20 protein-coding genes are annotated in these 22,712 nt (G+C 69.4%); 12 read left to right on the top strand and 8 right to left on the bottom strand.

Translation table 11 applies throughout. The features are described 5' to 3' along the window. Positions 1 to 83 precede the first annotated feature (83 nt). Positions 84 to 1,328 (top strand): hypothetical protein, encoded by a 1,245-nt coding sequence (locus ACQEVO_RS00670; protein WP_432907620.1) that lies wholly within the window; start codon positions 84 to 86, stop codon positions 1,326 to 1,328. 54 nt (positions 1,329 to 1,382) lie between these two features. On the opposite strand, the gene ACQEVO_RS00665 is transcribed toward ACQEVO_RS00670, so the two are convergent. Beyond that, on the bottom strand, positions 1,383 to 1,904 hold the full coding sequence (locus ACQEVO_RS00665; RefSeq protein ID WP_432907617.1) for a pyridoxamine 5'-phosphate oxidase family protein: 522 nt from the start codon (positions 1,902 to 1,904) through the stop codon (positions 1,383 to 1,385). Positions 1,905 to 2,104: 200 nt separating this feature from the next. Between ACQEVO_RS00665 and ACQEVO_RS00660 the strand changes: the two genes are divergently transcribed. From ACQEVO_RS00660 to ACQEVO_RS00645, 4 genes are all read left to right on the top strand, one after another. Beyond that, positions 2,105 to 4,366, top strand: a complete 2,262-nt coding sequence (locus tag ACQEVO_RS00660; RefSeq protein ID WP_432922186.1) for a carbon starvation CstA family protein — start codon at positions 2,105 to 2,107, stop codon at positions 4,364 to 4,366. Continuing rightward, positions 4,363 to 4,626: a YbdD/YjiX family protein gene (locus ACQEVO_RS00655; protein WP_432907615.1), complete on the top strand. Its 264-nt coding sequence runs from the start codon at positions 4,363 to 4,365 to the stop codon at positions 4,624 to 4,626. The genes ACQEVO_RS00660 and ACQEVO_RS00655 overlap by 4 nt, the downstream gene beginning before the upstream one ends. A gap of 125 nt (positions 4,627 to 4,751) precedes the next feature. Continuing rightward, positions 4,752 to 6,386 carry an Ada metal-binding domain-containing protein gene (locus ACQEVO_RS00650; RefSeq protein WP_432907612.1) on the top strand — a complete coding sequence of 545 codons (1,635 nt, stop codon included), beginning with the start codon at positions 4,752 to 4,754 and terminating at the stop codon, positions 6,384 to 6,386. Continuing rightward, positions 6,386 to 6,925: a methylated-DNA--[protein]-cysteine S-methyltransferase gene (locus ACQEVO_RS00645; protein ID WP_432907610.1), complete on the top strand. Its 540-nt coding sequence runs from the start codon at positions 6,386 to 6,388 to the stop codon at positions 6,923 to 6,925. Before ACQEVO_RS00650 ends, ACQEVO_RS00645 begins: the two co-directional genes overlap by 1 nt. Before the next feature lie 88 nt (positions 6,926 to 7,013). On the opposite strand, the gene ACQEVO_RS00640 is transcribed toward ACQEVO_RS00645, so the two are convergent. Together ACQEVO_RS00640 and ACQEVO_RS00635 are read right to left on the bottom strand one after the other, a co-directional pair. Further along, positions 7,014 to 10,658: an AAA family ATPase gene (locus ACQEVO_RS00640; RefSeq protein ID WP_432907607.1), complete on the bottom strand. Its 3,645-nt coding sequence runs from the start codon at positions 10,656 to 10,658 to the stop codon at positions 7,014 to 7,016. Then, entirely contained in the window at positions 10,655 to 11,845 is a 1,191-nt protein-coding gene (locus ACQEVO_RS00635) for an exonuclease SbcCD subunit D (protein WP_432907604.1), read from the bottom strand. The genes ACQEVO_RS00640 and ACQEVO_RS00635 overlap by 4 nt, the downstream gene beginning before the upstream one ends. A 290-nt stretch (positions 11,846 to 12,135) precedes the next feature. Between ACQEVO_RS00635 and ACQEVO_RS00630 the strand changes: the two genes are divergently transcribed. Then, entirely contained in the window at positions 12,136 to 13,107 is a 972-nt protein-coding gene (locus tag ACQEVO_RS00630; RefSeq protein WP_432907602.1) for a DUF6542 domain-containing protein, read from the top strand. Between the two features lie 16 nt (positions 13,108 to 13,123). Here ACQEVO_RS00630 and ACQEVO_RS00625 read toward each other — a convergent pair whose 3' ends face one another. Then, positions 13,124 to 14,131 carry a 4-hydroxy-3-methylbut-2-enyl diphosphate reductase gene (locus tag ACQEVO_RS00625; RefSeq protein ID WP_432907599.1) on the bottom strand — a complete coding sequence of 336 codons (1,008 nt, stop codon included), beginning with the start codon at positions 14,129 to 14,131 and terminating at the stop codon, positions 13,124 to 13,126. Between the two features lie 237 nt (positions 14,132 to 14,368). Between ACQEVO_RS00625 and ACQEVO_RS00620 the strand changes: the two genes are divergently transcribed. From ACQEVO_RS00620 to ACQEVO_RS00610, 3 genes are read left to right on the top strand one after another with little or no spacing between them, the layout of a single operon-like run. Next, positions 14,369 to 15,124, top strand: coding sequence for a lipid droplet-associated protein (locus tag ACQEVO_RS00620; protein ID WP_432907596.1), 756 nt, complete (start codon positions 14,369 to 14,371; stop codon positions 15,122 to 15,124). Further along, on the top strand, positions 15,121 to 16,470 hold the full coding sequence (gene xseA, locus ACQEVO_RS00615) for an exodeoxyribonuclease VII large subunit (RefSeq protein WP_432907594.1): 1,350 nt from the start codon (positions 15,121 to 15,123) through the stop codon (positions 16,468 to 16,470). The genes ACQEVO_RS00620 and xseA overlap by 4 nt, the downstream gene beginning before the upstream one ends. 3 nt (positions 16,471 to 16,473) lie before the next feature. Beyond that, the gene (locus ACQEVO_RS00610) at positions 16,474 to 16,707 is read left to right on the top strand and encodes an exodeoxyribonuclease VII small subunit (protein ID WP_432907591.1); all 234 of its coding nucleotides are present in this window, start codon (positions 16,474 to 16,476) and stop codon (positions 16,705 to 16,707) included. Between the two features lie 10 nt (positions 16,708 to 16,717). Here the strand turns inward: ACQEVO_RS00610 and ACQEVO_RS00605 are convergent, their stop codons facing one another. Then, positions 16,718 to 17,278 (bottom strand): DUF4245 domain-containing protein, encoded by a 561-nt coding sequence (locus ACQEVO_RS00605; RefSeq protein WP_432907589.1) that lies wholly within the window; start codon positions 17,276 to 17,278, stop codon positions 16,718 to 16,720. Positions 17,279 to 17,409: 131 nt separating this feature from the next. Between ACQEVO_RS00605 and glpX the strand changes: the two genes are divergently transcribed. From glpX to ACQEVO_RS00590, 3 genes are all read left to right on the top strand, one after another. Then, positions 17,410 to 18,453, top strand: a complete 1,044-nt coding sequence (glpX, locus tag ACQEVO_RS00600) for a class II fructose-bisphosphatase (RefSeq protein WP_432907586.1) — start codon at positions 17,410 to 17,412, stop codon at positions 18,451 to 18,453. 217 nt (positions 18,454 to 18,670) lie between these two features. After that, positions 18,671 to 19,297: an LGFP repeat-containing protein gene (locus tag ACQEVO_RS00595; protein ID WP_432907583.1), complete on the top strand. Its 627-nt coding sequence runs from the start codon at positions 18,671 to 18,673 to the stop codon at positions 19,295 to 19,297. A gap of 224 nt (positions 19,298 to 19,521) precedes the next feature. Beyond that, positions 19,522 to 20,379 (top strand): acyl-ACP desaturase, encoded by an 858-nt coding sequence (locus ACQEVO_RS00590; protein ID WP_432907580.1) that lies wholly within the window; start codon positions 19,522 to 19,524, stop codon positions 20,377 to 20,379. Between the two features lie 171 nt (positions 20,380 to 20,550). Here the strand turns inward: ACQEVO_RS00590 and ACQEVO_RS00585 are convergent, their stop codons facing one another. From ACQEVO_RS00585 to ACQEVO_RS00575, 3 genes are all read right to left on the bottom strand, one after another. After that, positions 20,551 to 21,951, bottom strand: coding sequence for a class II fumarate hydratase (locus tag ACQEVO_RS00585; RefSeq protein ID WP_432907578.1), 1,401 nt, complete (start codon positions 21,949 to 21,951; stop codon positions 20,551 to 20,553). A gap of 78 nt (positions 21,952 to 22,029) precedes the next feature. Further along, on the bottom strand, positions 22,030 to 22,458 hold the full coding sequence (locus ACQEVO_RS00580) for a PIN domain-containing protein (RefSeq protein WP_432907575.1): 429 nt from the start codon (positions 22,456 to 22,458) through the stop codon (positions 22,030 to 22,032). Continuing rightward, positions 22,455 to 22,703, bottom strand: coding sequence for a type II toxin-antitoxin system VapB family antitoxin (locus ACQEVO_RS00575; protein WP_432907573.1), 249 nt, complete (start codon positions 22,701 to 22,703; stop codon positions 22,455 to 22,457). The genes ACQEVO_RS00580 and ACQEVO_RS00575 overlap by 4 nt, the downstream gene beginning before the upstream one ends. Between the last annotated feature and the right edge of the window lie 9 nt (positions 22,704 to 22,712).

Genomic DNA, 22,712 nt, shown 5'->3' with positions numbered 1-22,712 from the left:
GTTCGGCCCGGCAAGACACCGCTGCCCCGGGCCGGGCCGGCCGGTGACCGGCCTTCCCCGCTCCGAATGTCTAGGGTCGGTGGGTGATCTCCTTCCGGACCGCGTGGCGGGCACTGTATATCGCCGCAGCGGTTGTGCTCACGCTTATGATCCTGATCCCGCAGGTCCGGCTGTACCGGACGGAGCAGCCGCGCCCGGATATCGTCGCCCAACTGCACTTTCTCCGTTCCGAACTGGAATCGGGGCTCGGGGAGGATATGCAGGGCATGTTCCCGGAAGGGTATGTCTTCTCCCATGTCCTGTACGGGCTGGCGTGGACCGATATCGCGCGCGGCGATACGGCGTACCGGGGCGAGGCGCTGCGGGAGGCGCGCTGGGCGCTGGACCGGCTGGATTCGCCTTCGGGGCGAGCGGCTTTCGATGCCGATCTGCGCCCGGCGTACGGGGTCTTCTACGTCGGCTGGTCCAGCCGGCTGCGTGGCGCGGTGGTAGAACTCGCGGGCCCCAGCGCACCGGAGGCGACAAGGTTCACGGCGGATTGCGCGGAACTCGCGGCCGCGTTCGCGGCGGACGGCCCGTTTCCGGCCGCGTATCCGGGACAGGCCTGGCCGGTGGACAGTGTTGTCGCGGTGGCGGCGCTGAGCTTGCACGATCGGTTGCTCGGCTCGCGTTTCGAACCGGTGATCGCCGACTGGCTGAAGTCGGCTCGCGCGCAACTCGACCCGGCCACCGGCCTGCTGCCGCATATGGTGACACCGGTGGTGGAGGGTGCGCGCGGTTCGTCACAGTCGATAATCCAGCGATTCCTACCGGAAATAGACCCGGTGTGGGCCGACGAGCAGTACCGCGAGTTCCGCCGGCAGTTCGTGGATACGCCGCTCGGTCTGCCGGGGGTGCGGGAATATCCGCACGGGAAAGACGGCGCGGGCGATGTGGATTCCGGGCCGCTGATTCTCGGTATCAGCGCCTCGGCCACGGTGGTCGGCCTCGGCGCGGCCCGGATGCACGGCGACCGGCGCCTCGCCGGGTCGCTCACCGGTCTCGGGGAAGGGCTCGGCGTACCGATCACTCTCGGCGGGTCCAAGCGCTACGCCTTCGGCGTCCTCCCCATCGGCGACGCCTTCCTGGCCTGGGCCTTCGCCGCACCACCGGCCGCCCCCGCACAATCGTTCCACGTGGTTCCCCCGTGGTGGTGGAGGATTCCCTGGCATACCCTCGGCCTGATCGCCCTGACGCTGCTGTGGTTTCCGATATCCGGCACTCTGATGCAGCGAATGCGCCGACTGCACGCTCCCGCCACCGGACGACCGGGCACGACGGAGTTGTGACCGCCGCGGTCAGCACCCGTCATCGAGATCGTCCGGCAGTACGCTCGACCACGCTCAGTTCCCGGTGAGCTTGGCGAAGTCGGGGGCGTACACGGTCATCCAGTGCGGGCGCAGCCGGTAGAAGACGACCTCCTCGTCCCAGTCGAAGCCGTCGGCGCCGTAGTGGTCCTTGAAGTACGCGAGCAGCTCCGGCCATTCGGGGTCCGGCTCGCCGCTCGCCGGGTTCAGGATCTCCGCCGTGCCGTGGGTGAACACACCCAGATCCTCACCGTCCATATGGGCGACGCTGGCAGCCGGGCGGGCGGCGAGGTGGCGGGCTTTGGCGGCGGTGCGCGCGGTGCCGAAGTACCACCGGCCGTGCAGGAAGTGCCCGTCGACGCCGCTGATCCGCGGCTCGCCCTTGGCGGTCACGGTGGACAGTGCCAGCGTGCGCATACCGGTGAGGACGGCGGTGAGTTGTTCCGCGGTCAGGGTGCGGTCGGCGGCGATGATCGAACGGAGGTGGGTGGTGGAGCCCGCGAGGGACGAGTCGAGCAGGGCTTGCAGGGCGGTGAGTTCTTCCGGCGTTTCGCGCATCGTCCCACCGTAAGCGCGGCGGGCGCCGCCACAGTTGACCGAAATTGCGCAATTCGACGTGGCCTTTTATTGCGTCGTGGGACGGACTTCGTCCGCTCGGCGCGCCACAGCGACCGTTCGGCGCAATCGTCCGACCGTCCGGTACCCATCGGTTAACTTCATGTGACAGCCATGTCCGCTCGCTGTACAGGAGTTGCCCGATGGGGACAATCGAATACCTCAAAACCGACCCCGACCGGCCACCGGTCGGCGTGGTCGACCGCTCCCCGATCACGCCCGCCAAAAAGGCGATCTTCGTGGCCATCGCGCTGCTCGGCGGCGTGGCGTGGACCATCCTCGCGATCGCGCGCGGCGAGTCGGTGAATGCCGTGTGGATCGTGATCGCCGCGGTCTGCACCTACATCATCGCTTACCGGTTCTATGCCCGGCTGATCGAATACAAGGTGGTCAAACCGCGCGACGACGTCGCGACGCCCGCCGAGATCCTGGACAACGGCAAGGACTTCATGCCGATGGACCGGCGGGTGCTGTTCGGGCACCACTTCGCCGCCATCGCGGGTGCCGGTCCGCTGGTGGGTCCGGTGCTGGCGGCGCAGATGGGTTATCTGCCGGGCACCATCTGGATCATCGTCGGCGTGGTCTTCGCCGGTGCGGTGCAGGACTACCTGGTGCTGTGGGTGTCGATGAAGCGGCGCGGGCGCAGCCTCGGGCAGATGGCGCGCGACGAGCTCGGCGCGATCGGCGGCGTGGCCGCGATCATCGGTGTGCTCGCGATCATGATGATTCTGCTGGCGGTGCTGGCGCTGGTCGTGGTCAATGCGCTGGCGGAAAGCCCGTGGGGTGTTTTCTCCATCGCGATGACGATTCCGATCGCCCTGTTCATGGGTGTGTACCTGCGGTATCTGCGGCCGGGCGCGGTCGGCGAGATCTCGGCCATCGGGTTCGTGCTGCTGATCCTGGCGATCATCGCGGGCGGCTGGGTGAACGAGAACGAGACCTGGGCGAGCTGGTTCACCTTCTCGCCGGTCACGATCTCCTGGATGCTGATCGCCTACGGTTTCGTGGCCTCGGTGCTGCCGGTGTGGCTGCTGCTGGCGCCGCGCGACTATCTGTCGACCTTCATGAAGATCGGCACCATCTTCCTGCTGGCGATCGGCATCCTGGTCACGCTGCCCGTGCTGCAGGCGCCGGCGATTTCCGAGTTCGCGACCTCGGGCACCGGCCCGGCGTTCGCGGGCAGCCTGTTCCCGTTCCTGTTCATCACCATCGCCTGTGGTGCGCTGTCCGGGTTCCACGCGCTGGTGTCGTCGGGGACGACACCGAAGCTGGTGGAGAAGGAATCGCACGTCAAGATGATCGGCTACGGCGGCATGCTGATGGAGTCGTTCGTGGCGGTGATGGCCCTCATCACGGCCTCGATCATCGACCAGCATCTGTACTTCGCGATGAACGCACCGGCCGGCGCCACCGGCGGGACCGCGGAAACCGCCGCGGCCTACACGAACAGCCTGGGCCTGTCGGGGCCGCCCACGACCGGCGCCGCACTGGACCAGGCCGCGGTGGATGTCGGCGAGGAATCGGTGATCTCGCGCACCGGCGGCGCGCCCACTCTCGCGATCGGTATCTCGGAAGTGTTCTCCGGGTTCCTCGGCGGCGCCGGGATGAAGTCGTTCTGGTACCACTTCGCGATCATGTTCGAGGCGCTGTTCATCCTCACCACGATCGACGCGGGCACCCGTGTCGCGCGGTTCATGCTCTCGGATTCGCTGGGTAACCTGCGCGGCCCCGCGCGGAAGTTCTCCGACCCGTCCTGGCGGGTCGGGGCCTGGCTGTGCTCGGCGCTCGTGGTGGCCGCCTGGGGTTCGATCCTGCTGATGGGCGTCACCGACCCGCTGGGCGGAATCAACGCGCTGTTCCCGCTGTTCGGTATCGCCAACCAGCTCCTGGCGGCGATCGCGCTGACGGTGGTGCTGACCATCCTGGTGAAGAAGGGCCTCACCAAGTGGGCGTGGATCCCGGGGATCGCACTGGCCTGGGATCTGATCGTCACCATGACGGCCTCCTGGCAGAAGATCTTCTCGGCCGATCCGAAGGTGGGCTACTGGAAGCAGAACAGCCTCTGCCGCGCCGCCCGCGACGCCGGTGAACTGTGCCTGACGGCCAAGACCCCCGACAATGTGGACGCGGTGATCCGCAATACGTTCATCCAGGGCACGCTGTCGATCGTCTTCGCGGTGCTGGTGCTGATCGTGGTGCTGGCCGGCGCGTGGGTGTGCTACCGGGCGTGGAAGTCCGGCGGCACCTCCACCACGGAATCGCCGGAGGAACCGTCGAAGATCTTCGCGCCCAGCGGGTTCCTCCCGACCAAGGAGGAGAAGGACGTGCAGCGGCAGTGGGACGACCTGATCGCCAAGGGTGAGGCCGCGGTGCCGGGCGCGGCGCACGCGGAGGTCCGCAGTTGATTCGCCGCGCCGTCCCGGACCACCACACCGCCCCGGCTGCCCGGCGGGACACCGCTCGGGGTGCGGGCGCGGCCGCGGTGGTCCGGGCGGCGCGCGCGGTGCTCTGGTATCTGGACTCCGTCGTCGGCGGACAGGACTACCAGCGCTACGTCGCCCATATGCGCCGGGCACACCCCGGTAAGCCGATCGCCGATAAACGCGCCTACTGGCGCGAACGCTATGCGGACGCCGAACGCAACCCCGGCGCCCGCTGCTGCTGACCGGCTCCGCCACCGAGGTCGGGGCGGAATGCCGGGCGACCGTGCAGCGGCCCGCTCGAGACTCGCCGACGGCGGTGTCCGTTTTCCGCTAGCTTCGGTCCTGCCGACCTGCCATCGTTGGTCGGGTGAGCATTACGACCCTGGATTTCGAGCGCTGCTACCGCGCGGTGACCGCGCGCGATTCCCGGTTCGACGGCCAGTTCTACACCGCCGTCCGGACCACCGGCATCTACTGCCGTCCGTCGTGCCCGGCGATCACCCCGAAACCCGCGAACGTGACCTTCCTGCCGACGGCCGCCGCCGCGCAGCAGGCCGGTTACCGCGCCTGCCGGCGCTGCCTGCCGGATGCCGCGCCCGGCTCCCCGCTGTGGAACACGCGGGCGGATCTCGCGGCCCGGGCCATGCGGCTCATCGGTGACGGCGTGGTGGAACGCGGCGGGGTACCGGCACTCGCGGCGACACTCGGTTATTCGCAGCGTCAGCTCACCCGGGTACTCACCAGCGAACTGGGCGCCGGCCCGCTCGCCCTGGCGCGGGCCCATCGCGCGCATACGGCGCGGCTGCTCATCCAGACCACGGCGATGCCGATGTCGGATATCGCCTTCGCCGCGGGTTTCGCCAGTATCCGCCAGTTCAACGACACCGTGCGCGAGGTGTTCGCGGTGAGTCCCAGCACCATGCGTGCGGAGGCACAGCGGCTGAGCCGCTCGGAGCAACAGCGGCTGAGCCGCTCGGAAGCACAGCGGCTGAGTCGCTCGGAGCACCAGCGGGCGAGTCGTTCCGCGGGGTCGCCGAACGGCGGGACCGGCCCGACCGCGTGCGGAACCCTCACCCTGCGCCTGCCCTACCGCGCGCCCCTCGACCGCGACTGGCTCGAATGGTTCCTCTCCGCCCATGTGACCCCGGGGCTCGAACTGTGGCAGAGCTCCCCCACCGGCGAAGGCACCTACCTGCGTAATCTGCGCACACCGCACGGTTACGCGGGGATCCGGCTCAGTGTGCTGCCGGGACATGTGCGCGCGGAACTGACGCTGCGCGATATGCGCGATCTCGCGCCCACGGTCGCCCGGATCCGGCACCTGCTGGATCTGGACGCCGACCCGGTCGCCGTCGACGAGGCGCTGCTGGGCCCGGGCGAACCTCCGGGACCGTCCGCCACACCCGCGGAAGGTCTCCGTTTCACCCCCGGAATCCGGGTGCCCGGTTGCGCGGACGGCCCGGAACTGTTGCTGCGCACCATGATCGGGCAGCAGATCTCGGTGGCGGCGGCGAACACCCATACCGCCCGCCTGGTCGCGGCGCTCGGCGAACCGGTCGACGGCCCGGTGCCACGGCTCTTCCCCACCCCGGCGGCGATCGCGGAGCAGGGCGCGGAGGTACTGGCCGGGCCGGCCCAGCGCATCCGGTCGATCACCGCCGTCGCGGCCGCGCTGGCCGGCGGTGACCTCACCTTGCACCAGGGCCGCACGGCCGCCGAACTACGCCGCGATCTGCTGGCCCTCCCGGGCATCGGCCCTTGGACGGCCGATTACGTGACGATGCGGCTGCTCGCCGATCCCGACATTCTGCTGAACACCGATCTCGTGGTCCGCCGCGGCGCCGCCCGGTACGGGATCGACCTCTCCGATACGGCCCGCTGGTCGCCGTGGCGCTCGTACCTGTCCATGCAGCTGTGGCGCGCCGAGTTGCGGGCCCGCACCGCATCCGGCAGCGCCGCGGCGAGCACCTCCGATTCCGACGCGAAAGTGAGTATCTCCTGATGTCCGCACCCACCGTTTCCCCCGCCGCCACCCGGACCGGCACCGCCGATTTCGCTACCGTGGAGACTCCGATCGGCCCGTTCACAACCCTGGTCGCCGGGGACGGCGCGGTATTGGCGGCAGGCTGGACCGCGAACCCGGAAGAATTGCGCGGTCTCGTCCACGCGACCCTACGACCCCGCGATCTGCGTGCTCGCGCGGACCTCGGCGCGGTGACCACTGCCGTCACCGACTATCACCGCGGCGACCTCACCGCGATAGACACCGTCGTGGTGCGGCAGCGCTCGGGCGAATTCCTGTCGCACGCATGGGATGTGCTGCGCACGGTACCGGCCGGGCACCCGATCTCGTACACGGCTTTCGCCGCCCGCGCCGGCCGTCCCGCAGCCACCCGCGCCGCCGCCGGGGCCTGCGCGCGCAATGCCGCCGCGCTGTTCGTTCCGTGTCACCGTATTCTCCGTACAGACGGAACGCTGGGCGGTTTCCGGTGGGGCTTGCCCGCCAAGCGCTGGCTACTCGATCACGAATCCGCCGCCTGACGCATCCGCTTCGGCCGATACATCGAATCAGGCGGGTACCGCACGGGCCCGGCAGTACCGCAACCGAACCCGGCCGGGCCTGTAGGGGTCAGACGAGGATGGCCTCTACGTGCGAACCCTGGGGGCCGCGGACCACATGGAGCCGGGTGGGGATGCGCTGGCGCATCTCGTCGACATGACTCACCACACCCACCACTCGGCCTCCGGCGCGCAATTCGTCGAGTACACCCATCACGGCGTCCAGGGTGTCGGCGTCCAGGCTGCCGAACCCCTCGTCGATGAACAGCGTGTCCAGGATGATTCCGCCCGCCTCGGCCGCGACGGTATCCGCCAGTCCCAGCGCCAAGGAGAGGGAAGCCATGAAGGTTTCGCCGCCGGAGAGCGTGCGGGCGGGGCGGACCGCACCGGTGTAGTCGTCGTGGATATCGAGGCCCAGCCCGCCGCGCCGGCCGTGCGTACCGGCGCGATCGGTGTGCACGAATTCGTAACGGCCGCCCGACATCCGGCGCAGCCGTGCCGAACCCGCCACCGCGACCTCCTCCAATCGCGCCGCGAGCACGTAGGAGCGCAGCGACATCCGGCGGTTGTTCTCCCCGCGACCGGCCACCACCTCCGCCAGATCCGCCAGATCCCGATGCGCCCGCTGGGCCGGGGTGATCAAGTCCACCGCCGCCCATAGCTGCCCGCACAGAGTTTCCAGCCGGGTCACCCGCTGCACGGCGGCACCGTGCACGGCCACGGCCTCGTCCAGTGCCTGCCTCGCCTTGTGCACCGCTTCCGCGAGACCGGCCTCGTCACGGGGTTCGGCAGCCGCGGCGGCCCGCATCTCCGGCTCGTCCACCACGGACTGCGCGGCCGCCCGCACATCCTCGGCCGCCGTCAGCGCCACCTCGATCTCCGCCTGCCGGTCCCGGGTGCGGGAGGCGGCGGCGACAACGGGTGCGTACCCGCGAAGGACCGCGCGGAGTTCCTCCGGTGTCCCGGCTCCACCGCGTATCCCAGCAGGTTCGGCGGCACCGGGCGCGCCCGCGATTCCCGGCGCATCCGATTCCGTTACCGCAGCGACCACATCCGCTTGTCCGTCCGCGTCCGGCGCTTCGACGTCTTCCCACCCGGGGACGCCCGTTGCCCGGGCCCCGGCGGTAGTGGGTGAGTCCGAGAGGGCCGATTTCCCGGCGGAACGTGTGGCGGGCGCGAATCCTGCCGCGACCGCGAGTCTTTCGACGCGCCCAACACAGCCCGCCACCTTCTCCCAGGCCGCCCGGGCAGCGGCGTAGGCCTCACGCCGGTCGCCGGCAGCTGCGATCAGCGCATACAGACGTTCGCGGCGGCGGCCGATCGTCGCGTCCCGGCCCGCCGCCGTACGCAACTTCCGTTCGATTTCGGTGAGCCGCGCCTGCGTGGCCTGGACCCGGGTCGCGAGCGCACCGGCCCGAGTCTCCGCGTCCCGCAAGGCATCGTGCAGTTCGTTCTCGTCGGCGGCCAGACGAGTGACCTCGGCGGCGCATTCCTCGGCTGTGGCCGCCAATTCCTCGGCGTCCGCGCACCGGTCGGTAGCTCGGTCCAGAGCCGCGGCGAGTTCCACCGGGTCCGTGCCGCCACCCCGCGCGATCAACGCCTCGATATCGCGCTCCAACTCGGCGACAGCGGTCTGGTTGCGGTCCCTCGTCAGCTCGGCCGCGTGCTCGGCAGCGACCGCCGCTGCCTCGTCGCCCTCCGAGACCGCGGAATTCCCCGGACGCGCGGGCCGGGGATGGTCGGCGGAGCCACAGACGGCACAAGCCTGCCCGTCGACGAGATGTCCGGCCAGTTCCGCGGCCATCCCGGCCAGCCGCCGCTCCCGCAGGTCCAGGACCCGTTCGCGCGCCTCGAGATGCGCCGCACGTGCGGCGTCGGCGTCGACCCGCACACGGTCGAGCCGGGTTCGTGCTCCCGCCAGTTCGACCGCCGCGGTGGCCGCCGCCCGCAACCGCTCGTGTTCGGCCCGCAGCCCGGGCAGCGCCGCCTTGGCTTCGCCCGCCTCGCGCGCTCGGGCCCGTGCGGCCGTGACGATCTCCGGCAACTGCACCCGTCGCTCGGTGAGGGTTGCCACCCTGTCCCGCAGTTTCACCTCGGCGCCGCGTAATTCGCCGAGTTCGATACGCAGTTTCTCGGCCACAGCCGCATCGGCCCGGATTTCGTCGAGTTTCCCCAATACGGCGCTCCACCCGCGGATCGCGGTATCCAGCCGGAAATCCTCGTCGAGGCCGGAAGGGGTGCCCGCTGCCAGGCGTGCCGCGGCGTCAGCGTCAGCGTCAGCGTCAGCGTCAGCGTCAGCGTCAGCGTCAGCGTCAGCGTCAGCGTCAGCGTCAGCGTCAGAAGAGGGTCGGGGGGATGATCGGCGTACTGCCACCCGTTCGAGCGCGAAGAGTGCGAAGTCGTCCTCATCCTCGGTGCTGCTGTAACTCCGGGGAGTGCCGGGGCTGCCCTGCGCGATACCCCGGCCGCTGTCCATCTCGCCGGTCCGGTGATCGCTCACCGCCGAGTCCCTGCGATCACTCACGGCAGGACCACTGTCGCCACGCACCGCGGCGACGCGATCGCCTCCCGCCGGGTCCGGGTATTCGGCCCGGTCACCCGGTCCGTCCTCGGGCCCGGAGCCGGCACCCTCCGGGCGAACCAGATGAATGCCGGGAATATCCCCGCTTTCCGGCTCGTCCGCCAGCCGGAACAGCCGCCGCGCCGCCGTATCCGCCTCCTCGTCACACCCTCGCGCGACCTCCATCGCCGCTTCCGCCTCCATCAGCGCAGCGGCTACCGGTTCGGCACGCCGGGCGCGATCCAGTTCGGCTCGGTCCGCCGCCCGCTGCGCGGCGCCGGCGGCATAGTCGTCGAGTTGCCGCTGGGCGAGTGCGAGGCGGCGGCGCTGTTCGGCCGCGCGGCGCTCGTTTTCGGCCTCGCCGTCGGCGTGCGCCGATTCCTCCCGGCGCAGTTCCAGTTCCCGCTGCGCCATCTCGAGATCGCCGCGGGCGGTGCCCAGCAGATCCTGCGACCATTCGACCGCGTCGAGAATGTCGATCCGTTCGGTCCGGTCGATCCCGGCGGTCACCGCGACCCGGGTGATCAGTTCCTCGACGTTGCGCTGCTGGGCGCCGATCTCTTCCCCGGAGTTCTTGCGCTGCGCCGCGAGCCACTGCTCGGCCGTGCCGAACCGGCCGGTATCGAACAACTTCTCCAGCAACCGCTCCCGGTCCTCGTTCTCGGCGCGCAGGAATCTCGCGAAATCGCCCTGCGGCAGTAGTACGACCTGGAAGAACTGGTCGGCGCTCATCCCGAGCAGGCGGATGACCTCGTCACCGATCTCGTTGATCCGGGACAGGTTGGTTCCCCGGCCGTCCAGCCAGGTGAGCGTGGCCTTGGCATTTTCCACCCGGGTTCCGCTGCCGCGCAGTTTCGGCCGTTCGAATTCCGGGCTGCGGGTTATCCGCACCCGGCGCCCGCCCAGCGTCGCCTCCAGGATCACCTCCGGCCGGGTCTGCGCCGGTGCGTGATCGGAATGCAGCCGCTTGTCACCACGCGCACCCGGCACCCGGCCGTAGAGGGCATAGGCGATGGCGTCGAGAATCGTGGTCTTGCCCGCCCCCGTCCGGCCGTGCAGCAGGAACAACCCGTCCGTGCCGAGTGCCTCGAAATCGACCTCGGTGGTGCCGGCGAACGGGCCGAACGCCGTCATCTCCAGCCGGTGCAACCTCATGCGGTGAGTCCCGTTCCGGCGGCCGCCGGTTCCGCGGCGCCACCGGCCTCCGGTTCACGCACCGCCGCGGCCATCGCTCGGGTGAGCCACTGCATCTCGGACTCGCTGGGTTCGCCGCGCACGTCGGTGAGGAAGGTGCGGGCGATTTCGGTGTCGTCGCGCCCGCGCACCCGCTCCCGGTATTTCAGCACCGGGCCGGTCTGCGGCCGCTCCCATTCCAGATGCACCGCGTAGGGGAAACGTTCGCGCAGTTTGCGCATGGCATCCACGGGGCGGGCGTAATCGGTGAGCACCACCGATACGTAGTGCTGTTCGGCCGCCGCCCAGGCGGAATCGGTGAGCAGCTCGTCCAGCGTGCCGGTGAGTTTGCTCAGACCGCGGACCGCGGGCAGGTCGTGCCCGCCTACCCGGACCGGGCCGGCGGCATCCAGATCCACCAGCCACACCTTTTTCCGATGCGAGCTCTCCCCGAAGGAGTAGGGCAGTGGCGAACCCGAGTAGCGCACCGTTTCGGCGAGAGTCTGCGGAGAATGCAGATGCCCCAGGGCCACATAGTCGGCCCCGAGGTCGGTGAACAGTTGCAGTGGCACCGTCTCGACTCCGCCCACCGAGATCGAACGTTCCGAACCGCCGGCGATCCCGCCGACGACGAAGGCGTGCGCCAGTACCACCACCCGGGCTTCCGGACGCTCCGCCGCATCGGCACGGATGCGGTCGAGGACGGCGGTCAGTACCTCGGCGTGGGAACGTGCCTGCGGAACTCCGAGTTCGGCCCGGCAGATCTCCGGCTCGAGGTACGGGATCCCGTAGAACGCGACCTCGCCGTGGGCATCGGCGAGCAGGATCGGCCGGTGTGAATCGGCCACGGTGGTGCGCAGATACAGACCACCCGCGGCCGCGAAGCTGGCTCCGGCACCGAGCCGGGCCGGCGAATCGTGATTACCGGAGGTGGCCACGATCCGGGCACCGGCCGCGCGGATCGCCTCGAATCCCCTGTTGCACACCGCGATAGCATCGGCGCTGGGGATCGAGCGGTCGTAGACGTCGCCCGGGAGCACAACGGTGTCCACCCCCTCCGCGGCCACGAGTTCGGCTATCGCCCCGAGGACCCGCGCCTGGTCGGCCAGCAGGTCCACGCCGTGAAAGGTGCGCCCGATATGCCAGTCCGACGTATGCAGGATTCGCATGACCGCGAACTTAGGGCAACCCACCGACAGCTTTCAATGCGAATCCGATTACCGGCAACGCCACACCGGCAACACGCCGACACCGTTGCCGCCCCGACCATCCTGCCGATCCCGCACCCTGCGCCATGTCCCAATACGACCACTGTCTCTATTGCGCCACAGTGGCGGCCGCCACGCAGCGCCCTTGACGGTTATGAAACCGCCCGCCGAGCACGGTTTCCGCACAATCCTGGCACCGGACCCGCCGTGCCGTAACACGGGCGACCACTCCGAGCGATAGTGTTCATTACGTGGCTGCTTCCCAACGAGTGAATTCCCGGGTGCCCGCGCCGCAACGTTCGTTACTGCCGACGGTGCCGGGCGTGCCCGCCTACGCCGCGGTTCTGATCGCGGTGGCGTGCACATTCGTGGGCTTCCTCATCGATGCCCTCGGCGACGTCGCGGACCTCACCGGCACCTTCAGCGCGTTCTATATCCTCGGCTGCCTCGCGGCCGCGGCCGCCGTCCGGTTCCGGGGCCTGTTCACCACGATGGTGCTACCGCCGCTGCTGCTGTTCGTCGCGGTTCCGATCGCGTATCGCCAGCTCACCGGGAGCAGCACCGCCTCGCTCAAGGACATCCTGCTGAACCTCGCCATCCCGCTGGTCCACCGCTTCCCGCCGATGATGCTGGCCACCGTACTGGTACTGATCATCGCCGGTATCCGGATCGCGCAGGACCGGTCGGAGAAAGCGGCACGCGAGACCGCCGAAGCAAGGCGCGGGACGAGCTGGGGGCGCAGCGAACGCCGCGCGAATCGAGCCGAGCCCCGGAGCCGAACCGAGCGGCCACGCCGCGACACCGCGAAACGCCCCGGCCGCGGTCAAACCAAACGGCCCGTCGGCGGCGAGGGAAAACCGGCGCGCGGGAGTAAACCCTCCCGCGCCGAAACCCTGGCCGCACGGTCCAAGGCGAGTTCGCGGACGAAGGCGAAATCCCCCCGGCCCAAGCGGCCCGAGAAACCCGAGCCCGATTACACCCGCGATCCCGCCCCCGAACCCCCGCGTGGCCGCGCTCGCGCCGCAGCGGAGCAGCCGGGCCGCGCGGCGCGGTCCCGCGAAGTGCATCCGCAGCGCCCACCACGGCCGGCGGCACCGGTCCAGGAGGAACCGGCGCGGGCCCGGCCCCGTCGAGGTGGCGGCGAACCACCACGCCAGCCCCAGGTCGCCAGGTTCCGCGATCGGGAACCGATTCCGGAACGCCGGCGGCCGGAACGTATGTGACCCGTACCGCAGTGCGTCAGCGCCGGGCGGCGCGCAGTTCCCGGGGCAGGGCGAATACCAGGGTCTCGTTCGCGGTGGTCACCGGCTGCACCTCACCGAAACCGTGTTCGGCGAGCATGTCCAGCACCCCGCGCACCAGGATCTCCGGGACCGACGCACCCGAGGTGATCCCCACCGTGCGCACACCCTCCAGCCAGGCCGGATCCACTTCACGCGCGTAGTCGACCAGGTACGCCGCCTTGGCGCCGGCGCCCAGCGCGACCTCCACCAGGCGCACCGAGTTGGACGAGTTCCGGGAGCCGACGACGATCACCAGATCGCATTCCGGCGCCATCGCCTTCACCGCGACCTGCCGGTTCTGCGTGGCGTAACAGATATCGTCGCTGGGCGGATCCTGCAGCGCCGGGAACTTCTCCCGCAGCCTGGAGACGGTCTCCATGGTCTCGTCCACGCTGAGCGTGGTCTGCGACAGCCAGATCACCTTGGATTCGTCGCGCACCCGAACCCCGTCGACCGCGTCCGGCCCGTCGACGAGCTGCACATGATCGGGGGCCTCGCCGGCGGTGCCTTCGACCTCCTCATGACCCTCGTGGCCGATCAGCAGGATGTCGTAGTCGTCGCGAGCGAAGCGTTTGGCTTCCTGATGGACCTTGGTGACCAGCGGGCAGGTGGCGTCGATGGTGCGCAGATTGCGTTCGGCGGCGGTGGCGTGCACCGCCGGGGAGACACCGTGCGCCGAGAACACCACGAGTTCCCCTTCGGGTACCTCGTCGGTGGTGTCGACGAAGATCACCCCGCGTTCCCGCAGGGTCTCCACCACATGGCGGTTGTGCACGATCTCCTTGCGGACGTAGATCGGCGCGCCGTGTTTCTCCAGCGCCTTCTCCACGGTTTCCACCGCGCGGTCCACACCCGCGCAGTAGCCGCGCGGTTCGGCGAGTAGCACTCGTTTCCCTTCCGGAACCGCGGTGGCGGTGCCGGCCGAGCGAGTGATTCCGACGTTCAACGGTATTGCCGAGGACATGCCGACAGGATACGTGCGTGACTCCGGCACCGCCGAGGGCGTGCGCCGCGGCACACCCGGCCCGCCGCCCCGGGTCGCCTCCACCCCGGCGGCAGGGCGCTGACCTGCGGGGAGATGCCGGTCACGATCGACGCGCCGATCACCGCGGCACCGGGTGCACGCCCCGGCCCGCGCCGCGGCTTGCCGGGAGGGCACACCCTCTTTTGCGGACCGTGTGATATCGGGCAGGCTAGTAGCATGTTTCGACCACCGTTCCTGGCCCGTGTCGCCGCCGGCGCCGCCGTCTACGTCCTCGAGGAGACGCGCCGGCTGCCTTCCGCGGCGGTGAAGTTTCCCGTCACCGCGGTGAGCCAGCTGCTGCAGACCGGTATGCACGTCCAGCAGTTCGTCACCAGTCTCGCGATCAAGGGAGATTCGGTTTTCGACCGGATCATCAACCGTCCGGAGCAGCAGCCGGAATGGGCCACGTTCGACGAGGACGAAGATCTGCCGGTGCGTACGCCCAGCGCCCCCGTGCCCGGGCGGGACAGCGAGTTCGACCGGTTCGACGCCGATCCGGCCGAGGTGGAACTGGCGCTGCAGGAGACCCTCGCCGGGCTGCGCGCAATACAGAACGGCAATGCCGTACCCGAGGCAACCACCTTCGATACCGGCGAATGGGAGGCGCGGATCGCGGCCGAGCCGGACGCCGAGCCGGCGGCCGACGCCGCTGCGGAGGCCGGGACCGCGCCTGCCCCGGAGCCTGCCGCCGAAACCACGGACGACCCCGCGCCCGCGGAGCCGGCGGCGGCCGGCGACCCCGAACCCGAACTTCCCGAGGTCGGCGCCCGCTACGACTACCCGAACATGACGCTGGCCCAGTTGCGCGGCCGGCTGCGCACCCTCACCGTCGCCGATCTGGTCGCCCTGCTCGACTACGAGCAGCGCACCCGGGACCGCGCGGCGTTCGTCACCATGCTGACCAACCGGATCGCCACCGTGCGCGCCCAGTGACGGAAGCCCAACCGGGCGCCGCGGCCGGCCGCGCCGATTCCGGCCGGCCGGCCGCGCCCGCCAACTCCGCCGAGCAGCCGTGGCCGGTGCGTTCGGTGGCGATGAAGGTCGCCCAGTGGATCGACCGGCTCGGCAGTATCTGGGTCGAGGGACAGCTGACCCAGATCAACCTGCGACCGGGCACCCGCACCGCCTTTCTCGTGCTCCGCGACCCCGCCGCCGATATGTCGCTGTCGGTGACCTGCGACCCCGCCCTGCTCCGCAACGCCCCCGTACCGCTGCAGGAAGGCAGCCGGGTGGTGGTGTACGGCAAACTCGCGTTCTTCACCGGCCGCGGCACCCTGTCGCTGCGGATCACCGAGATCCGCCCGGTCGGGGTCGGTGAACTGCTGGCCCGGATCGAGCGGCTCAAAGCACTGCTGGCCGCGGAGGGCTTGTTCGACGAACGGATCAAACGCCCGGTCCCCTTCCTGCCCGCGACCGTCGGGTTGATCACCGGCCGCGGCAGCGCCGCCGAACACGATGTGCTGAGCGTCGCCCGGGCGCGCTGGCCGGCGGTGTGTTTCGAGGTCCGCAACACCGCCGTACAGGGTCCGTCCGCGGTCCCGCAGATTCTGGACGCGCTGGCCGGCCTCGACCGCGACCCGGCCGTCGAGGTGATCGTGCTGGCCCGCGGCGGCGGCAGTGTCGAGGATCTGCTGCCGTTCTCCGACGAAACCCTGTGCCGCGCGATCGTCGCCGCGACCACCCCGATCGTCAGCGCGATCGGTCACGAACCCGATTCCCCGCTGTCCGACCTGGTCGCCGACCTGCGCGCCGCCACCCCCACCGACGCCGCCAAACGCATCGTTCCCGACGCCGCCGCCGAAATCGCGCTCATCCGGGAACTGCGCGACCGCTCGGCGGCCGCTCTGCGCGGCTGGGTCCAGCGGGAGGCCGCCGCCCTGGCGCAGCTGCGGTCACGTCCCGTCCTGGCCGACCCGCTGCGGGAACTCGGGCACCGGCACGACGAGATCGAACGCCTGCGCACCGCCGCCCGCCGGACCGTCTCGGACCTGATCCGCACCGAGACCACCGGTACCGATCACCTGCGGCGTCAGCTGACCGCCGTGGGCCCGGCCGCCACCCTGGCCCGCGGCTACGCTGTCGTGCAGCGGCTGGCCGGCACCGAACGCCATGTGGTGCGCAGTATCGAGGACGCGCCCCCGGGCAGCCAGTTGCGGATCCGCGTCGGTGACGGCGCGATTTCCGCCGCCGGTCTGGGCAGCACACCGCTGGGTGAGCGCCGCGACGCGGCGCGCGAGCCCGGGGCCGGGAACCACCCCGACGACACCGAGAGGACCTGACACGTGCCCGATACCAGCACCGACGACGAACTGGCCGAGATCGCCGGGTTCGGCTACGAGCGTGCCCGCGACGAACTGGTCAACGTGGTGAAGATGCTGGAACAGGGCGGTATGGACCTCGACGACGCGCTGGCACTGTGGGAGCGCGGCGAAGCGCTGGCCAACCGCTGCGAACAGCATCTGGCCGGTGCCCGGCAGCGGATCGAGAAGGCCCTGGCCGACTCCGATCAGGAGTAGCGACCCGGCTCTACAGAGGTCGTGCGGACGTGACCGCGGCGGCCAGTGTCTCGAAGGCCGCGCTGTCGCCGGCGCCGCGGATCAGCACCCGGCTGTCACCGAAATCGGCGACCCAGGCGGCTTCGGCGTCCGGTTCGTCGTACACCACCCATTTCTGGCCGCCGGTCTCCTGGGTTCCGGTGGCGTAGCGGCGGCCCACGATGTGATCGACGAGCACGTCCTCGGTGGCGTTGCTCTGGTTGAGCTGCATATACGTGCCGGCGCCGGTGATGTAGCCGATCGTGCTCACCGCGCCGCCGCCGGTGCCGGTGATGGTGTCGCGGCTCCCCGAATTCGGCTGCCAGTTCTCCGGCAGCGCCGGCTCGCGCACCGGGAACGACAGATTCTCCGCGTCCGAGCGCAGCGCCGCGGCGGCGTCGAAACTCGGGATCGTGCCCGTCGTCGGCCCGTTGGCGGCGAAACTGCACTGGCTGGTGAGTCCGGCGAATACCACGGCGATCAGCACCAACGGAATCAGCGACCAGACCAGATCCCGGTAGTCGTTCATGATGCGTGGCTTCTTGTTCGGCACGTTCTCAGTATCCATCGTGGTAGAGGTGCGACCGGGCCCGCCCCCGGTACTGCCGTACCAGCTGATCATTTCCGCGGAACAGGTCAATGCGACAATTACCCCGAAGTTCCGACGCCAAGGAGGCACCCGCTATGACGGCATCCGCGACCCCTTCGAGCCGCCGCGAGGCGCCCGACCGCAACCTCGCGCTCGAACTCGTCCGCGTCACCGAGGCCGGTGCGATGGCGGCGGGCCGCTGGGTCGGGCGCGGCGACAAGGAGGGCGGCGACGGGGCGGCCGTGGATGCCATGCGGCAGCTGGTCAGCTCGGTATCGATGCGCGGTGTCGTGGTGATCGGCGAGGGCGAGAAGGACGAGGCGCCCATGCTCTACAACGGGGAGAACGTCGGTGACGGCACCGGCCCCGATGTGGACTTCGCGGTCGACCCGATCGACGGCACCACCCTGATGTCGAAGGGTTCCCCGGGCGCCATCTCGGTGCTCGCGGTCGCCGAACGCGGCGCCATGTTCGATCCTTCGGCCGTCTTCTACATGCACAAGATCGCGGTCGGCCCCGATGCGGCCGATGTGATCGATATCTCGGTGCCGATCGCGGAGAACATCCGCAAGGTCGCCAAGGCCAAGAGCATGTCCGTATCCGATATCACCGTCTGCATCCTGGACCGGCCCCGGCACGCCGACCTCATCCAAGAGGTCCGCGACGCGGGCGCCCGGATCCGGCTGATCTCCGACGGCGACGTGGCCGGCGCCATCGCCGCCGCCCGCCCCGACTCCGGCACCGATATCCTCGTCGGCATCGGCGGCACCCCCGAGGGCATCATCGCCGCCGCCGCGATGCGCTGTATGGGTGGCGTACTGCAGGGCAAACTCGCGCCCAAGGACGACGACGAACGCCAGAAGGCCATCGACGCCGGTCACGACCTGGATCGCGTGCTCGTCACCGAGGACCTGGTGTCCGGCGACAACGTCTTCTTCTGCGCCACCGGTGTCACCGACGGCGACCTCCTGCGCGGCGTGCGCTACTACGGTGGCGGCGCGTCCACCCACTCCATCGTGATGCGCTCGAAATCGGGCACCGTCCGGATGATCGACGCCTACCACCGCCTGACCAAACTGCGCGAGTACTCGTCGGTCGACTTCCACGGCGACGAACACGCCAACCCACCCCTGCCGTGATCGTGCGGTGCCGGCGTGGAACACGCGCCGGCACTGCATCCAGCAAATATCGGGCATCCGATCATGCTCCTTCCGATTCCGGGTACGATCCCCGTGACCACCGAAGCGGTAGCGCTACGGATCTCGCGATGGGTTGCCGTTGCGTTGCCACCTCACTGAGCCGGAGTGATGAGTCCCGCGACTGCGGATCACGCCGGCCTGTCGCGAGAGGATGGATATGCATCACTTCGCTCGACGTTCGGCTGGATTCACCATTGCGCTCGCGGCCGCGGGCCTGCTCGTGGCAGGTTGCGGCGACGACGACAACTCGGTCTCGGATAGCGTCGGCTCGCTGACCTCGGCGGTGATGCCCGGCGACAACACCGGCACCGGCGAGTCACCGACCGGGTCCCCGGGGGCGGAGGGGTCGCCCACCGAAACCACCGGCGCCGAGGGGTCACCCACCCCCGACGAGGACCCCAACGCCGATGCCGGCGAAACCACGGTGCAGACGCCGGACGGTACGGAGGTCACCGTATCCGGCAGCATTTATCAGAAGTACACCGAAGCGGGCGGTCCGGCCGGCACGCTCGGTATGCCCGAGGGCGAGGAGCAGGTTGCCGGTGACGGCGGCCGCTACCAGAACTTCGTCGGCGGCACGATTTTCTTCAGTGAGGAGACCGGCGCCCACATCGTGTGGGGCGATATCCGGGAAGCCTGGGAGGCCAACGGCGGCGCCGAGGGCGAACTGGGATTCCCGACCTCCGACGAGGAAGACACCCCGGAGGGCAAGAAGAGCGAATTCGAGGGCGGCACGATCACCTGGAATTCCTCCGACCGCTCCACCACCGTCACCCAGAATTGATCATCGGCGAAGGGGCGCCCGCCATGGCGGGCGCCCCTTTCGTTGTGCCGGTGGAACCGGCCGAGAAGAACGGCCCGCCATGAGCCCGAAAAAGAATGCCCCCTCACTTCCCGGCCGTTCCGGAAACGGTGTGCGATCACCATCAGAACTGGACCTCTGACCGATTACTCCCAACCCGACCCGGTGTGCACCCGAACTCCCACCCGACCCGCTACCGTGTGTGCGTGCAGAATCTGTTGACCGACCGCGACCTGCTGGAATCCCTCGCGTTCGAGGTGGAACTGGCCATGCGGCGCCACACCGAAACCGCCGACGAATGGCAGCCGCACGACTTCGTCCCCTGGGACGACGGCCGCAACTTCGCGTTCCTCGGCGGCGAAGACTGGGACCCCGCCCAGTCCGAGTTGAGCGATACGGCCCGGCTGGCGCTCACCGTGAGCGTGCTGATCGCCGACAATCTGCCCTCCTACCACCGGGAGATCGGAAAATACCTGCGCACCGGCGCGTGGTGGCGCTGGGTGGGCCGGTGGACCGCCGAGGAAGCCCGGCATTCCGTCCTCATCCGCAATTACTTGATGGTCACCCGCGCCTGCGATCCGGTGGAACTGGAACGGCTGCGGATGGACCATATGACCACCGGCTTCCGCCGCCCCCCGCTGCACCTGCTCGATGTGCTGGCCGCGTGCGCGTTCGAGGAGACGGCGTCGGCGATCCGGCATCGCAATACCGCCGCGCTCGGAGAGAACCCGCTGGTCACCGCCATCGGTGAGCGGATCGCCAAGGACGACGAGAGGCAGGCCGACGTATTCGCCGATCTGGTCGCGGCGGGTTTCAAGGAGGTACCGGATCAGGCGATGCGCGCCGTCGCCGATCAGGTCGCCGCGTTCGAGGTGCCCGCGCTCACCCTGCCCGACGGCCGCAGCAGCGACGAGGTCCTGGCCGAAGCCGGAATCTACGATCCGGCGAAACAGGACGAGCTGGTGTTCGCCCCGCTGCTGCAGCGCTGGGACGTCTTCGGCCGCACCGATCTCGGGGAAACCGGCGAGGCGGCACGCGCCGAACTCGCCCGCTTCCGCCCCTGACCACGGTCCGCTGACACCCCGCGCACAGACGCGGTGGGTGTGTGCGCACCGTCCGCAGCCGCTCACTGATTCCGGTGAGCGGCGCGACGAGGCTCCGGGTGGTCAACCTTCCCGCCCGGAGCACTGCCGCATTCGGCTTCGACAGTCGCGGCTCCGCCGAAATCGAAAGGCTCAGTCCTTGTCGATATTCGTCATGGACAGCACATCCAGGCGCCGGTCCAGTTCTTCCTCACTGAGCTTCTCGCCGATCAGCCCGCGATCGATCACCGTCTGCCGGATCGTCTTCTGTTCCCGCAGTGCCTGTTTGGCGACAGCGGCCGCTTCCTCGTAGCCGATGGCCGAATTCAGCGGCGTCACGATCGACGGCGAGGATTCGGCCAGCGTGCGCAGGCGTTCCGCATTGGCGGTGAGCCCGTGGATGCACCGGTCGGCGAACAGCCGCGATACCGCCGCCAGCAGGCGAATCGACTCCAGCACATTGCGCGCCATCACCGGAATGTAGACATTCAGTTCGAAATGCCCGCCCGCGCCGGCGAACGCGACCGCCGCGTCATTACCCACCACCTGCGCCGCGACCTGCGTAACCGCTTCCGGCAGAACGGGATTCACCTTTCCTGGCATGATCGAGCTGCCCGGCTGCAGATCCGGCAACTGCAGTTCGCCGAGCCCGGTCAACGGCCCCGAACCCATCCAGCGGATATCGTTGGCGATTTTCGTCAGGCTCACCGCGACCGTGCGCAGGGCCCCGGAAACCTCCACCAACCCGTCCCGCGCCGCCTGCGCCTCGAAATGGTCCTCGGCCTCGGTGAGCGCGTCGATTCCGGTAGTGCGCACCAATTCTTCCACCACCTTCGCACCGAACCCGGGGGGCGCGTTCAGCCCCGTACCGACCGCGGTCCCGCCGATCGGCAGCTCCCCGAGCCGCGGCAGCGTCGCCAGCAGTCGTTCCATCCCCGCCGCCACCTGTCGCGTATACCCGCCGAACTCCTGGCCCAGCGTCACCGGTACGGCATCCATCAGATGGGTTCGCCCCGATTTGACCACCGTCCGCCATTCCTGGGATTTGTCCAGCAGCGCCAGCCGCAGATGCTCCAGCGCGGGCAGCAGATCCTTGATCACGGCCTCGGTCGCGGCCAGATGAGTGGCCGTCGGGAAGGTGTCGTTCGACGACTGCGACATGTTCACGTGATCGTTCGGATGCACGGTGACGCCGTTGTTCGCCGCGATCGACGCGATCACCTCATTGGCGTTCATATTCGAACTGGTCCCGGACCCGGTCTGGAACACATCGATCGGGAACTGGTCGTCGTGCCGCCCCTCCGCGATCTCCGCGGCCGCCGCGATCACGGCCTCGGCCCGCTCGGCATCGAGCAGCCCGAGGTCCCGGTTCACGACAGCGCAGGCACCTTTCAGCAGCCCGAGCGCCCGGATCTGCGCCCGCTCCAGCCCCCGCCCGCTGATCGGGAAGTTCTCCACCGCCCGCTGCGTCTGAGCCCGCCACAATGCGTCCACCGGAACCCGGACCTCACCCATCGTGTCGTGCTCGATCCGATACTGCGTCTCCTCGCTCATAGCCCGACCCTATGCGCGCACCGACCGAAGTTGGGGTGCCACGCGTGAGGTCTGGATCACCGGCACATCCGCCGGCGCTCATTCGATGTGTGCGGTGTCCTCGCGCCGGATATCGCGCTCACGCACCTCGGGCAGCGCCCTGGCGACTGTCGCGAAATCATTGTCTGTGTGCAGGATCGTCATACCGTGGTGCACCGCGGTTGCGCACACCACCAGATCGATCACTCCCCCCGATCGATGCTCACCCCGCTGGGTCAGCTTGTACTGCGCGGTGTCGACCCACCGCCACACGGATTTCGGAACCGCTACCGGATCACACAGCGTATCCAGCGCATCGGTCAGCTCGTCGCGATGCGCGGGGCCGACAGCCGAGAACAGGAACTCGGCACGAGTCGGCTCGCTGATTCGCAGCGCACCGACCCGGGCGGGTTCGCGCCACCGTTCGGCCGCCGCCGGATTCCGGAACAGATACCAGAGGGCCGTAGTGTCGAGAACGTAACCGATCACTCGGTCACGTCACCTCCCCAAGACTGTTTACGGGCGCGCCGCTCTGCAGCGTGCGCTTCGGCCGCCTGGTCGAAATCGCCACGCTGACCCATGGCCAGCAGTGCATCAAACGCTTCCAAACGTTTCAGCTGCTTCACGTACTCACGCAAGGCCGTGTTGACGGTGTCCTTCTTTGTCGTCGTACCCATGAGGCGCATCGCCTCCGCGAGGGCGCCGTCGTCGAGATCCACCTGAGTAACGGTCATCGCCCCTCC

Origin of the sequence: Nocardia sp. CA-290969 (assembly GCF_050936135.1) — a bacterium.
Classification (GTDB): Bacteria; Actinomycetota; Actinomycetes; order Mycobacteriales; family Mycobacteriaceae; genus Nocardia.
The sequence above is the reverse complement of the archived record's forward strand: the minus strand, read 5'-3'. Positions and strand labels throughout refer to the sequence as shown.

Bases quoted from the DNA above. Each gene is read 5' to 3' on its own strand.
- ACQEVO_RS00665 (WP_432907617.1), bottom strand. From the start codon at position 1,904: ATGCGCGAAACGCCGGAAGAACTCACCGCCCTGCAAGCCCTGCTCGAC.
- ACQEVO_RS00660 (WP_432922186.1), top strand. From the start codon at position 2,105: ATGGGGACAATCGAATACCTCAAAACCGACCCCGACCGGCCACCGGTC.
- ACQEVO_RS00645 (WP_432907610.1), top strand. From the start codon at position 6,386: ATGTCCGCACCCACCGTTTCCCCCGCCGCCACCCGGACCGGCACCGCC.
- ACQEVO_RS00640 (WP_432907607.1), bottom strand. From the start codon at position 10,658: ATGAGGTTGCACCGGCTGGAGATGACGGCGTTCGGCCCGTTCGCCGGC.
- ACQEVO_RS00635 (WP_432907604.1), bottom strand. From the start codon at position 11,845: ATGCGAATCCTGCATACGTCGGACTGGCATATCGGGCGCACCTTTCAC.
- ACQEVO_RS00625 (WP_432907599.1), bottom strand. From the start codon at position 14,131: ATGTCCTCGGCAATACCGTTGAACGTCGGAATCACTCGCTCGGCCGGC.
- ACQEVO_RS00620 (WP_432907596.1), top strand. From the start codon at position 14,369: ATGTTTCGACCACCGTTCCTGGCCCGTGTCGCCGCCGGCGCCGCCGTC.
- glpX (WP_432907586.1), top strand. From the start codon at position 17,410: ATGACGGCATCCGCGACCCCTTCGAGCCGCCGCGAGGCGCCCGACCGC.
- ACQEVO_RS00595 (WP_432907583.1), top strand. From the start codon at position 18,671: ATGCATCACTTCGCTCGACGTTCGGCTGGATTCACCATTGCGCTCGCG.
- ACQEVO_RS00585 (WP_432907578.1), bottom strand. From the start codon at position 21,951: ATGAGCGAGGAGACGCAGTATCGGATCGAGCACGACACGATGGGTGAG.
- ACQEVO_RS00575 (WP_432907573.1), bottom strand. From the start codon at position 22,703: ATGACCGTTACTCAGGTGGATCTCGACGACGGCGCCCTCGCGGAGGCG.